Consider the following 12,893-nt stretch of genomic DNA (forward strand, 5'->3'; position numbering starts at 1 on the left):
ATGCTGTAATATGAAGAGGAAAAAGTATAAGTAGTTAGAGAAGTGAGGAATTAAAGGTGAAGAAGTTTAAGAAGTTTTACTTGGAGATTACGAGTGTGTGTAATCTTGCGTGTAGCTTTTGTCCGCCGACGGAAAGGCAGAAGCAATTCATTTCTGTAGAGGATTTTGCTAAAAGATTAGACCAAATTAAACCTCACACAGACTACATTTATTTGCACGTGAAGGGTGAGCCGTTGCTCCATCCGAAAATAGATCAACTATTAGACTTAAGTCATGAAAAAGGGTTTAAAGTTAATATTACAACGAACGGAACGTTAATTAATAAGAGAAGGCATAGGCTGTTAAATAAGCCCGCGTTAAGACAAATGAATTTTTCACTGCATAGTTTTGATGGACACCCAGGTTCGCAAGATAAAGAGGGCTATGTAAGGAGTATACTTTCCTTCATTAGGGAAGCGACAAGTCAATCAGATTTAATTGTATCGTTAAGGTTATGGAATTTAACTCAGGATAATAAAACAAATGCTGAAATTCAGAAAAATAGGGAGTTATTATCCATAATTGAAAATGAATTTGATCTATCTTATCAGATTGAAGAGAAGCTTACACCAGGAAAAGGTATAAAAATTGCAGAACGTGTCTTTATTAATCAAGACTATGAATTCCAGTGGCCAGCATTACATGAAGAAGAGGATGATGGGAAAGGATTCTGTCATGGACTTCGTAATCAAGCAGGGATTTTAGCGAATGGGACGGTTATTCCTTGTTGTTTAGATGGTGAAGGGATTATTAACCTTGGAAATATTAATAATGATTCATTTTCTAACATTATAGAAGGTGAAAGAGCAACAAACATTGTCGATGGATTTTCCAAAAGAGTTGCGGTTGAAGAGCTTTGTAGGAAATGTGGATATCGTAAAAGGTTTGGGAAGTAAATATGAAATAAGCCCTCATAAAGCGAGGGCTTATTTTTTATTCTTGATAAGAATGCTCTAATTCATCAATTAATGAACCAACGTAAGAAACAGCTTGACGGATTGCATCTGGTTTTGACATATCTACTCCGGCATGTTTCATTAGTTCAAGTGGTTTCATCGTACCACCAGCGCGAAGCACATCTAACCAGCGATCAATAGCAGGTTGTCCTTCATCTTTAATCATTTGAGCTACTGCAGTTGATGCAGTGAGGCCTGCGGAATATGTGTAGGAATATAGACCCATATAATAATGAGGCTGACGCATCCAAGTTAAGCCCGCACCTTCATCGATTTCTACAGAATCTCCCCAGAATGTCGAAAGGACATTTGTTTTAATTTCAGTTAAAGTTGTAGCTGTAAGGGCCTGTCCTTCTTCTGCTAGAGCATATACTCTACGTTGGTATTCACCCTCAAGTAAATGAGTAACAAAGTTGTGATAATATGTGCCGAGTAGTTGTAGAATGACCCATCTGCGCATCCTCTTATTGTCAGTAGTCGCTAGTAAATGCTGAGCTAATAGTAATTCATTCATAGTTGATGGTGCTTCAACAAAGTACATAGATGGGCGTACGTTCATGATACGTTGGTTTTTATTTGCTAAATAGAAATGACCAGCATGTCCAAATTCATGAGCTAATGTGAAGCATCCACGCATCGTATTTTGCCATGTAATTAAAATATAGGGATGAGAGCCGTATGGACTTGAGCAAAACGCCCCTGTTGATTTGCCTACGTTATCTGCAAGATCTACCCATCTTTCTTTGAATCCTTTTTGGATTATGGAACTATATTCATCGCCTAATACTTTTAAAGAATCTTGAATGAGCGTGGCTGCTTCTTCATAAGTAATCGTCGGATTAAATTCGGGATCTAAAGGTGCATGTAAGTCGCAGAAAAGCATTTGATCGAGTCCTAATACTTTCTTTTTTAAATCTGCAAAACGGCGCATATGAGGTGCTAATTCTTTATAAATAATATCAAGTTGGTTGTTATACATTTCAAGTGGAACCTTTTGTGGTTCTAATAGCATATGGGTAACGGATTCATATTTACGTAAACGAGAAAGTGTTACTTGTTTTTTTACTTCGGTAGCATATGTTGTCGCAACTGTATTTTTATATCGTTTTAGTGTGGAAACAAATGATGAATATGCTTTTCGACGTATATATGTGCTTGGAGAAAATTCATATTTGCTTTCAAATAATGAGAATGAAACAGGGAGTTCGTTTCCTTGTTCGTCTTGTATAGAAGTGAAATCCATATCTGCCAATTTAGTCATGCCGTAAATTTTGTATGGAGAACTATGAACTTCGCCAAGTGCAGCAAGTGCTTCTTCTGTTTCAGGAGAGAGTGTGTGCTGCCTTTTTTTGAGTATTTCTAGTAACGACTTACGGAAAGGTTCGAGTTTTGTTTCTTCAGTTAAATATTTTTCAATTGTTTCTTCGTCGAATGAGAGGATTTCATTATGAATAAAGGATAGTGCAGTATGTACTTTCGTCCATAAAGCAGAAATTTTGGAAGAGTTCGCTTGAATAACTGGATTTGTACGATCAGTAGATTCTTTTAAATTTGCATATGAGTACAGTTTTGTTAACTTCATTAAAAGCTCTTCTTCTAAAAGTAGGCAATTTAATAAAGTTGTGGAGTTAGTATGTAAACGTCCTTTAAATGCATCAAGTTTCTGTATATCATTTTCTAATACGTTTAATGCGGTATGCCACTCATCATTGGACTTATACAAATCAGACAAATCCCATTTTAGTTCGTTAGGTACTTCCGCACGAACAAGACGATTCTCAATTATAGTTTTCATGTCTTATATCCTCCTTATTAAAAGCATCTAAAAATATGATACTAGAAAATTCAGTAAAATAAAAATATTTAACATTTTTATATATGAAAAAGAAGGAGAAGCAATTCTATGCTTCTCCTTCTTTTTAATTTTAAGAATTAATATACTTTGTCACCATTAAAAATTGAGTTTTTCACGACAACATAATCTACAGTACGAATAGCATCTAGTTTTGTTCCACCAGCGTAAGAGATAGAAGATTGAAGATCTTGTTCCATTTCGATTAACGTATCTTCTAAAGAACCTTTATGCTCAACGAACATTTTCTTACCTTCAACGTTTTTCTTCTCACCCTTTTGGAATTCAGAAGCAGAACCGAAGTATTCTTTATAAAGTTTGCCATCTCTTTCAATTGTTTCCCCTGGAGACTCTTCGTGACCAGCGAATAGAGAACCGATCATGACCATAGTTGCCCCAAATCGAATAGATTTAGCTACGTCGCCGTGTGTACGAATACCACCATCAGCGATAATTGGCTTACTTGCAGCTTTTGCACACCAACGAAGTGCAGCTAGCTGCCAACCACCAGTTCCGAAGCCTGTTTTAATTTTAGTAATACAAACTTTACCAGGTCCAATACCAACTTTTGTTGCATCGGCACCAGCATTTTCTAATTCTCTTACCGCTTCGGGAGTTCCAACGTTTCCAGCGATAACGAAGCTCTCTGGTAAATGTTTTTTAATATGTTGAATCATGTTAATCACAGCATTAGAATGACCGTGTGCGATATCAATCGTGATATATTCAGGTGTAAGTTGCTCAGCAGCTAATTGTTGTACGAATTCATATTCGTCCTCTTTTACACCAACGCTGATAGAAGCGATTAATCCACGTGATTGCATATCTCTAATGAATGAGATTCGTTTCTCTGGTTGGAAACGATGCATGATATAGAAGTAATTGTTTTCAGCTAAATAAGTTGCGATTCTTTCATCAATAATCGTTTGCATATTTGCAGGCACGACAGGTAATTTAAATTTATGTTTTCCTAAAGTGACAGTTGTATCACATTCAGAGCGGCTATTTACAATACATTTTGCAGGAATTAATTGAATATCTTCATAGTCGAATACGTTTTCCATCATTTACACCCCTAAAATACGAATATTTTATTTTTATTAATCAAAAATGTTCGTCCATAGGATAATTTACATTATTTTTATTAAGAAGTCAAAGGATTTCTTAACATTTTTTTAAAAAGTAGATTTTATATCTGAAAAAAAACGTTAAAAACGAATTTAAAACGTTTTTTCAATTGTATTGTTCGTTTATGAAAAAAGGTTGAAAAATTTAGATAATTATACAAGGTTGTATGTATTATTTTTATTTTTTGGTAGGGTGAGGGTACTATGAAAGGGTTAATGCTAACAATACGAGCAAAAGATGTTATCAATTAGTTGAACAATATATGAAATGATAAGGTTTATTTCTATATAAAAAGATGAATCTGATATGATCCACCTTTTTATGTGAGGTTTCAAGTATAATAAGTAGGGTGATAGTAACGTATACAAAAGATAAAAAAGAAAATAATACAGAATAAAATGAGGTTAATATATGAGTAAAAAAAGTTTTTCTGATTATAAATTAAGTAAGGAAATTGTAAGGGCGCTTACTGGGTTAGGATATGATCATCCAACAGAAGTACAAGGTGAGGTTATTCCAGTCGCATTACAAAAGAAGGATCTTGTTGTGAAGTCCCAGACTGGAAGTGGAAAAACAGCTTCATTTGGTATTCCGCTGTGTGAAATGGTGGAGTGGGAAGAGAATAAACCACAAGCATTAGTTTTAACACCAACGAGAGAGCTTGCGGTACAGGTAAAAGAAGATATTACAAATATAGGTCGATTCAAAAGGATTAAGGCTGCGGCAGTTTATGGGAAATCTCCATTTGCACGTCAAAAATTAGAATTAAAGCAAAAGACACATATTGTAGTTGGGACTCCTGGTCGTGTGTTGGATCATATTGAAAAGGGTACCCTTTCTTTAGAGTGTTTGAAGTATTTAGTTATTGATGAAGCAGATGAGATGCTAAATATGGGCTTTATCGATCAAGTAGAGGCAATTATTGATGAATTACCTATAAAAAGAATGACAATGCTATTTTCAGCAACACTTCCAGAAGATGTTGAAAAATTGTCTCGTACATATATGAATTCACCAACTCATATCGAAATTAAAGCAGATGGGATTACAACGGATAAAATTGAACATACTCTTTTTGAGGTAATAGAAGACGAGAAGCTTTCACTACTTAAAGATGTAACAACGATTGAGAATCCAGATAGTTGTATTATTTTCTGCCGTACACAAGAAAACGTAGATCATGTATATAGACAGCTAAAACGAGTTAATTATCCTTGTGACAAAATACACGGTGGTATGGTACAGGAAGATCGTTTTGAAGTTATGGATGATTTTAGAAAAGGAAAGTTCCGTTATTTAGTAGCAACTGATGTAGCTGCGAGAGGAATTGATATTGATAATATTACACATGTTATTAATTACGATATTCCATTAGAAAAAGAAAGCTATGTACACCGTACGGGAAGAACGGGACGAGCTGGTAATAGTGGAAAAGCTATTACATTTATAACGCCTTATGAAAATAGATTTTTAGAAGAGATTGAGGAATATATCGGATTTGAAATTCCAAAGGAACTGGCACCTTCAAAAGAAGAAGTTATAAAAGGGAAAGCAGTATTTGAAGAAAAGATATATGCTAAACCAATTATAAAGAAAGATAAAAATGCAGACCTAAACAAAGGAATTATGAAATTGTACTTTAATGGCGGAAAGAAAAAGAAAATTAGGGCGGTAGATTTCGTTGGAACAATTGCTAAAATTCAAGGTGTTTCTGCTGATGATATAGGTATTATTACAATACAAGACAATGTTTCTTATGTTGAAATATTAAATGGAAAAGGGCCACTGGTTTTAAAGGTTATGAGAAATACAACGATAAAAGGTAAACAATTAAAAGTTCATGAGGCAATTAAATAAATGAAAATATCCACTTTAAAGGTGGATATTTTTTTGGGGCTTACTTATAGAGTGGATAATGTGAATGGACTTTAACCAATACGTGATTGACGATTGTTTTTTTGTATGTTAGTATTTTTAATTGGTTTTTTCTACCGTTTAATGGGAAAATTGTTAATTCATTTAGGAGTATATTTTTATATAAGTAAATCAATTTTATTTTAATTGTTGTAAGCTATAAAAAATAAGGACGGTGTTTATGAAATGAATTTTACTCAAGATAGGTGGAGTTTTAAATGGCTTCATTTTTATTTGATGGTAGTAGTTGTTGCATCTCTTTTATTACGAATATATTTAGCATTTCATTTAGAAGGATATGAACGAGATCAACTATTTTTCGTGGATTGGATGAACACGGTAGGTAAATATGGATTAGGTGATGTGTATGCACATGGGGATTTAGTAAACTACCCTCCGTTTTTCTTAGCTCTTTTAGGTATTTATGGAGTGATATTGTCATTTTTTAATATATCCGTGGATGCTGCTGGTGTTTTAATTCGAGTCCCATCAATTGCATTTGAAGTAGTGGCTATAATTATTTTTGCTATAGCTTCTAAAAGGATAGAAAATTCGATTGTGAGAGCAGCATTAGTGACATTTTTTGCATTTAGTCCAGCAGTTATAGTGGATGGGACTATTTGGGGTCAAGTAGACATGTTACATAGTATATTGATGGTTAGTTCTATTTTATTGCTAATGTATAAGCCAACTTGGTCTGGTGCTATTTACGCTATAGCGTTACTAGCTAAATTTCAATCAATCGTAATTGCGCCTGTATTTGCTATGTATTTCCTAAAAATCATTTTTGAAAAAAGAGAAGGTAAGCAATTAATTAAATTTATAATAGGGTTCTGTATCCCGTTATTAATATTCGGCCTTTATTTCGCAGCACATGGAACATTTATTACTATGTTGACACAAGCATATTTAAATGCGGTGGGTACTTTCCCAACGGTAACTGTATTTGCTATGAATATTTGGTATTACGCGATTGGTACGGATCCTAATACGGTAGATACTATTCAAGTTTTACCACATATTACATTGAAAACAGTTGGATTAATACTCTTGTCTATTGCAGCGGCATTAACTTGTTTATATGTCTTTTTCCATCGCCATATGAATACGGCAATTCTATTAAAAGCAGCGACTTTTATAAGTTTTGCATTCTTTATGTTACCTACGCAAATGCATGAGAGATATGCTTTCCCAGCATTAGTATTTGTCATCTTTTTATTGCTATATGAAATGAAGTGGACAGGAATAGCTTTAGGATTAACGTTAACAATCTTTTTAAATCTAGTAATGGTTCTGTATGCAGGCTCTAATACGAATATGGGAATGTTTATCGTTACTATTAATGTTTTTATTTTCTATGCTATGTGTAAATTATTAGTAAAAGAGTATTGTGATCGCTTTGAATTACTAATAAAGAAACAGTAAAAATTATAATTTTAGAGAGAAGTACATTTTGCCAGTATGCAAAATGTACTTTTTTAGTTTGAAAGAGTAAAATCCCAATAGAAAAATAAACATGAGAGGATACTTAGAAAATATAATTTCTAAAATACTACAATCATTCGGATAGTTATTAGGACTCTTTTAAATCATCAATCAACTTCTCAGCTAAGCGTCTGTACATATTACTCATCGACACAAATGATGTTAGTAATAAAAATTTCTCTAGGTTCGGATTTTCTAAGGAAGAAATCTCACTTACTTCTGAAACACGGTTATTTACGTCTTGCGTAAAGTTTTCAACGTTGTTTTCGGTAAGGGTAAGATAATCTTTATATAGCGTATTTAATTCGAAGGAATCATCGCCTAATAAGGATTCATTTATATTTTCTAAGGAGCTTTTTATGTCATTAATGGAAAGGGCCCCTTTTAATTGATAAATTAGGCTAATTAAAATCATATGCTCTTTTGAGTATTTTTTATTTTTGATTGGAATAAACAGTTTCCCTTTTGCATAATTGTTAATCATTGTTTTTGTTAATACTTTTTCATTATCGGTTCTTGTTGTATCCGCATAAGTATTTTCAAATAGTTGGACAACCTGGTCTACATACAAGTCGACATTTGGAATATCCTCAAGCGTAATATTTTTTTCTAAATGTAATGTTTCAAGCAATTTATTTATATTTTTCACGTAGAACCCCTCACTTTTATAACTTAGTGGAGCATAAAGTTAAATTTATCTCTAAATATGGTATTACGAAACAAATGAATTGTAAATGTTGACCTCTAATAATAATGCGTATATAATTACATGTAGTTATCGAAACTACATGTAATTATATGAGGGGTGTTTATATGAATGCTTATATAAGGGAACCGGTTAATGCTTTTACCCACTTGGGGGGAGCTGTATTATCATTTATTGCATTATTAGCTATGCTTGTAAAAGTTTCTATTAAGATGCCATCTTTTGCGGCAATTACAGCTGTTATTTTGTTTGGCATCGGAATGATGGTTCTGTATACAGCATCAGCTGTATATCATAGTGTGGTAGCCAGTGAACGAGTTATTTATTTCTTTCGAAAGCTTGATCACTCTATGATTTTTATATTAATTGCAGGTACATATGCACCCTTTTGCTTAATTACATTAAATTCAGCAAGTGGTTTACTATTATTTTGTTTAGTTTATGCAACTGCGATTTGTGGCATTGTATTTAAAATGTTTTGGTTTAATTGTCCAAGATGGTTATCGACAGCAATTTATATTACGATGGGTTGGTTAATTGTTTTATTCTTTGCACCGTTAGCTGAGAATTTAAGTACAGGAGGCATTATTTTCTTAGTACTTGGAGGCATTTTTTATACAATTGGTGGATTTATTTATGGAACAAAGCCAAAATGGTTAGAGTTTAAATATATGGGGCATCATGAAATTTTTCATGTTTTTGTATTATTAGGTAGTCTTGCGCATTTTCTAAGTGTATATTGTTACGTAATTTAATAAAAAAACGCCACATAATAAAAATTATGTGGCGTTTTTTTATTACCTGATTAGAATCGTATATGTTATAAAATTATTATGGGATAAAATGTAAGTTTATGTGTTCGCATGTTAAACATAGGATAAGAAATATGTGATATACTTTGAGAAGTTTATAATGAATGAAATATGGAGGACTATAATTATGGCAATACTTGTAACAGGTGGAGCAGGATATATTGGTAGTCATACATGCGTAGAATTACTAAATAGCGGTTACGAAGTTATAGTAGTGGATAACCTTTCGAATAGCTCGGTAGAATCTATAAATCGAGTCAAAGAAATAACAGGAAAACAATTTAAGTTTTATAAAGAAGATATTTTAAATTATGAAGTGCTTGACGCAATTTTTGAAGAAAATGCAATTGACGCAGTTATTCACTTTGCAGGATTTAAAGCTGTAGGGGAGTCAGTAGCGATTCCATTAACATATTATCATAACAACATTACAAGCACGTTAGTGCTATGTGAAGTAATGCAGAAACATAATGTTAAGAAGATGATCTTTAGTTCATCTGCAACTGTATATGGTATCCCGGAAACGTCACCGATTACGGAGGAGTTTCCATTAAGTGCAACAAATCCATATGGTCAAACGAAATTAATGATTGAGCAAATTATGCGTGATGTAGCATTTGCAGATGCAGAATGGAGTATCGCGTTACTGCGTTATTTCAATCCATTTGGTGCACACGAGAGTGGGCGTATTGGAGAAGATCCAAATGGAATTCCAAATAACTTAATGCCATATGTAACGCAAGTAGCAGTAGGTAAGTTAAAAGAATTAAGTGTATTCGGAAATGACTATCCAACGAAAGATGGAACGGGAGTCCGTGATTACATTCATGTTGTGGACTTAGCAAATGGTCACGTAAAGGCGCTTGAGAAAGTACTGAATACAACAGGAGTAGATGCTTATAACCTAGGCACAGGCATGGGCTATAGTGTACTAGAGATGGTTAAAGCGTTTGAAAAAGTTTCGGGCAAGAAAGTTCCGTATAAAATTACAGAGCGTCGCCCAGGTGACGTGGCAGTGTGTTTTGCTGATGCATCTAAAGCAAAGCGTGAATTAGGCTGGGAGGCAACACGCGGATTAGAAGAGATGTGTGCAGATTCTTGGAAATGGCAATCAAATAATAAAAATGGCTATTTAGAAGTTTAATGATGAATAAAAAAATGACCTTTGCATAAAAGCAAGAGGTCATTTTTTATTAGGTTTATTAGCGAACCTAGAAAAGAACGTTTGCTGTTTTAAATGATATGATTTTACAATATCTTATGCTAGAAGATAGTAGAATGAGATAGAGGAATGTATTATTTTATTAATTTTTTATAGAAATTGAAAGCGTATTATTGAAAAGTATTCCAACACTTGTATCATTGCTAGAGTCCGTTTATAATCAAGGAATCCTATTTCATATTTTGATAGGATTATTTATTATTGAAAGCGTTTTAAGTTTCCTCTTTTTTGAGGTAGGAGGTCTGACTTATTCAGATAAAAAATTATGTATGTAGTTTTAAATGGGAAGAAAAATAATATCAGTATCACTTTATAGTGTGGGGAGGTTAAAAGTGTGAAAGGTAAAGATTTTCACACGAATATATATGGGTTATATAGGATTATTACTTTCAGGGGCAGCTTTATTTTTAAATAGTCTTGTTATATTAGGGAAAGCAGAGATGAAAAGTGCGGGTGTTTTTAATTTATTTGTGGGTGCACTACAAATTATTATTCCGTTTTATTTGATCATGATTTCTGACCAAAGCAATTGGACAGTGTATTCATATGCGGCTACTTTCTTATTTGGATTAACTTATTTATATGTAGGTGTTACTTTTATAAAAGGAATAGATAGTAGTGGTCTAGGATGGTTTTGTATTTGGGTAGCAATTATTGCTTTATTCTATATGGTTGTTTCATTTGTTCAATTCCATGATGTTGTTAATGCATTAACGTGGTTTATGTGGGCATTACTTTGGTATTTATTCTTTGTATTAAATACACAAAAGAAGAACATCAATCAATATCTTGGAAGGATTGCCTTCGTACAATCATGGGTAACATTGACTTTACCTTCACTATTTTATTTTATGGGAGTATGGGGAGAGGGATTCGTATATGAACTATGGGTTTATGTATCAGTAATTTCTATTTTGTACTTCTGTTATTGTATTTATAAATATCGAGTACGTTAATATATGATCTGCATAAAAGCATGGAATCGTTAAACTGATTTCATGCTTTTTTATATATTAGCGTTTTATAATAAAAGAGGTGGTATCTCATAAATCATGAAAATGGGGATGATGAAATTGAAGAAAGTGTTGGTGCTAGGAGGAACAAGGTTTTTTGGTAAACATTTAGTAGAGTACCTTTTGCAAGCTGGACACGATATAACAATTGCCACAAGGGGAGTCACTGAAGATTCTTTTGGTAGCGCAGTAAAAAGAATAATTGTCGATAGAGAAGATAGAAAGCTACTGGAAGAGCGTCTAGAAGGAAAAAGTTATGATATTGTATACGATAATTTATGCTATAGTTCAAATGCAGCGAAAATGGTATGTGAAGTTTTGAAAGGAAAAACGAAGAAGTATATTATGACATCTTCAATGGCTGTCTATGAACCTGCATTAAGTTTGTTAGAAGAGGACTTTAATCCATACGAATATGCAATTACATATGGAGATAGAAATGATTTTAATTATAGTGAAGGAAAGCGATTAGCCGAAGCGGTTTTATTTCAATATGCAACATTCCCAGTCGTTGCAGTGCGTTTTCCAGTTGTTATTGGAGAAAATGACTATACGAAAAGGTTACAATTTTACGTTGAATGTGTTGTGAACCAAAAACCTATTGTTGTGGATCATGTAGATGGAACTTTGTCATTTATACATGAAAAAGAGGCAGGAGAGTTTCTAGCTTGGTGCGGAATGGAAAATGTGAAAGGACCAATTAACGCCTGTAGTAACGGGGTAGTTTCTACGGAAGAAATTATTCATTTCATAGAAGAGAAGACGGGAATAAAAGCACTCATCCAGGAAGCTGGAGAAAATATAGCTCCTTATAATGAGGTAACTAACTGTACGTTACATAATGGAAAGGCTCGTAAATTTGGATTTTTGTTCCGAGAGCTGAAACTAGAAATAAAAAATGTTTTAAAACATTATATAAATACAATGAAGTAATCATAAATCCCCCGGTGGCAATCCGGGGGATTCTGGAGGATTTCGACAATACTGATTTTACATTACCAAATTTACCTTATACATACGACTAATGTTTTTGTGATTGAATTGCTTGTAAATACTTCTCGTTTACTTGGTCCCAGTTTACTGTATGCCACCAATTGGTAACAAACTCTGGGCGCCGATTTTGATACTTTAAATAATAAGCATGTTCCCATACATCAATTACGAGTAAGGGGATTTTCCCTTCTTGCAAAGGCGTATCTTGATTTGGTGTACTCATAACAGAGAGTTCCTCACCGTCAAGAACAAGCCATCCATAGCCACTTCCAAAACGACTAATAGCTGCTTTGGAAAGTTGATCTTTTAAGTTGTCAAAGGTATTGAAATAATAATCAATTACTTTTGCAACGTCTCCATTAGGCTCACCGCCACCTCGTGGGCTCATCACTTCCCAAAAAAGACTATGACAATAGTGACCACCACCGTTATTTCTTACAGCTGTAACAATTTCCTTCGGTAAAGCATCTAAATTACATAGCAATTCTTCTAAAGATTTATTATGTAATTCAGTATAATTTTCTAAAGTAGCATTTAAATTGTTTACGTATGTCGCATGGTGCTTTCCATGATGAATGGAAAGTGTATTGCTATCGATATGTGGCTCTAGTTCATCATAGTCATATGAAAGCTTTGGCAATTGAAATGAAGACATAACATTCCCTCCTTTCTATTTAAAAAAGTTGGTCTAGGTAAAAATACTTTACCTGAGTCAAAAATACACCCATTTTCCATATAAGTCAATAGTAAGTCTGTTAATTTTCTGAAAAATA

11 protein-coding genes are annotated in these 12,893 nt (G+C 33.5%); 7 read left to right on the plus strand and 4 right to left on the minus strand.

From position 1 onward, the window contains the following. The first annotated feature begins 56 nt into the window (after positions 1 to 56). Positions 57 to 935 (plus strand): radical SAM/SPASM domain-containing protein, encoded by an 879-nt coding sequence (locus tag AC1Q8L_RS19505; RefSeq protein WP_000713633.1) that lies wholly within the window; start codon positions 57 to 59, stop codon positions 933 to 935. Positions 936 to 972: 37 nt separating this feature from the next. On the opposite strand, the gene pepF is transcribed toward AC1Q8L_RS19505, so the two are convergent. Both pepF and guaC read right to left on the minus strand, forming a co-directional pair. Then, positions 973 to 2,790, minus strand: a complete 1,818-nt coding sequence (gene pepF / locus AC1Q8L_RS19510; RefSeq protein ID WP_000848815.1) for an oligoendopeptidase F — start codon at positions 2,788 to 2,790, stop codon at positions 973 to 975. A gap of 137 nt (positions 2,791 to 2,927) precedes the next feature. After that, on the minus strand, positions 2,928 to 3,911 hold the full coding sequence (gene guaC, locus AC1Q8L_RS19515; RefSeq protein WP_000432447.1) for a GMP reductase: 984 nt from the start codon (positions 3,909 to 3,911) through the stop codon (positions 2,928 to 2,930). 475 nt (positions 3,912 to 4,386) lie between these two features. Here guaC and dbpA point away from each other — a divergent pair, with 475 nt between their 5' ends. Both dbpA and AC1Q8L_RS19525 read left to right on the plus strand, forming a co-directional pair. Next, positions 4,387 to 5,832, plus strand: coding sequence for an ATP-dependent RNA helicase DbpA (dbpA, locus tag AC1Q8L_RS19520; RefSeq protein ID WP_000039340.1), 1,446 nt, complete (start codon positions 4,387 to 4,389; stop codon positions 5,830 to 5,832). Positions 5,833 to 6,075: 243 nt separating this feature from the next. Then, a complete protein-coding gene (locus AC1Q8L_RS19525) occupies positions 6,076 to 7,314 on the plus strand; it encodes a hypothetical protein (RefSeq protein WP_002094212.1) in 1,239 nt (412 codons plus the stop codon). 148 nt (positions 7,315 to 7,462) lie between these two features. Here the strand turns inward: AC1Q8L_RS19525 and AC1Q8L_RS19530 are convergent, their stop codons facing one another. Then, positions 7,463 to 8,023, minus strand: coding sequence for a DUF1836 domain-containing protein (locus AC1Q8L_RS19530; protein ID WP_000789961.1), 561 nt, complete (start codon positions 8,021 to 8,023; stop codon positions 7,463 to 7,465). A 164-nt stretch (positions 8,024 to 8,187) separates the two neighbouring features. On the opposite strand from AC1Q8L_RS19530, the gene trhA reads away from it, so the two are divergent. The 4 genes from trhA to AC1Q8L_RS19550 all read left to right on the plus strand — a co-directional run bounded on the left by trhA (position 8,188) and on the right by AC1Q8L_RS19550 (position 12,060). Next, positions 8,188 to 8,835, plus strand: a complete 648-nt coding sequence (trhA, locus tag AC1Q8L_RS19535; protein WP_000995320.1) for a PAQR family membrane homeostasis protein TrhA — start codon at positions 8,188 to 8,190, stop codon at positions 8,833 to 8,835. 184 nt (positions 8,836 to 9,019) lie between these two features. Then, positions 9,020 to 10,036, plus strand: coding sequence for a UDP-glucose 4-epimerase GalE (galE, locus tag AC1Q8L_RS19540; protein ID WP_000996538.1), 1,017 nt, complete (start codon positions 9,020 to 9,022; stop codon positions 10,034 to 10,036). Positions 10,037 to 10,479: 443 nt separating this feature from the next. Then, positions 10,480 to 11,070, plus strand: a complete 591-nt coding sequence (locus AC1Q8L_RS19545; RefSeq protein ID WP_000540539.1) for an AmiS/UreI family transporter — start codon at positions 10,480 to 10,482, stop codon at positions 11,068 to 11,070. A gap of 96 nt (positions 11,071 to 11,166) precedes the next feature. After that, positions 11,167 to 12,060: an NAD-dependent epimerase/dehydratase family protein gene (locus AC1Q8L_RS19550; RefSeq protein WP_000781720.1), complete on the plus strand. Its 894-nt coding sequence runs from the start codon at positions 11,167 to 11,169 to the stop codon at positions 12,058 to 12,060. An 88-nt stretch (positions 12,061 to 12,148) separates the two neighbouring features. On the opposite strand, the gene sodA is transcribed toward AC1Q8L_RS19550, so the two are convergent. After that, on the minus strand, positions 12,149 to 12,775 hold the full coding sequence (gene sodA / locus AC1Q8L_RS19555; RefSeq protein WP_000094037.1) for a superoxide dismutase [Mn]: 627 nt from the start codon (positions 12,773 to 12,775) through the stop codon (positions 12,149 to 12,151). Positions 12,776 to 12,893: the final 118 nt, after the last annotated feature.

It is taken from the genome of Bacillus sp. GW823-FHT06A11 (assembly GCF_058795355.1).

What these genes read in the sequence shown, in the direction of transcription:
- galE (WP_000996538.1), top strand. Translation starts at nt 9,020, where the DNA reads ATGGCAATACTTGTAACAGGTGGAGCAGGATATATTGGTAGTCATACA.
- trhA (WP_000995320.1), top strand. Translation starts at nt 8,188, where the DNA reads ATGAATGCTTATATAAGGGAACCGGTTAATGCTTTTACCCACTTGGGG.
- AC1Q8L_RS19525 (WP_002094212.1), top strand. Translation starts at nt 6,076, where the DNA reads ATGAATTTTACTCAAGATAGGTGGAGTTTTAAATGGCTTCATTTTTAT.
- sodA (WP_000094037.1), bottom strand. Translation starts at nt 12,775, where the DNA reads ATGTCTTCATTTCAATTGCCAAAGCTTTCATATGACTATGATGAACTA.
- dbpA (WP_000039340.1), top strand. Translation starts at nt 4,387, where the DNA reads ATGAGTAAAAAAAGTTTTTCTGATTATAAATTAAGTAAGGAAATTGTA.
- guaC (WP_000432447.1), bottom strand. Translation starts at nt 3,911, where the DNA reads ATGGAAAACGTATTCGACTATGAAGATATTCAATTAATTCCTGCAAAA.
- AC1Q8L_RS19545 (WP_000540539.1), top strand. Translation starts at nt 10,480, where the DNA reads ATGGGTTATATAGGATTATTACTTTCAGGGGCAGCTTTATTTTTAAAT.
- AC1Q8L_RS19550 (WP_000781720.1), top strand. Translation starts at nt 11,167, where the DNA reads ATGAAAATGGGGATGATGAAATTGAAGAAAGTGTTGGTGCTAGGAGGA.
- pepF (WP_000848815.1), bottom strand. Translation starts at nt 2,790, where the DNA reads ATGAAAACTATAATTGAGAATCGTCTTGTTCGTGCGGAAGTACCTAAC.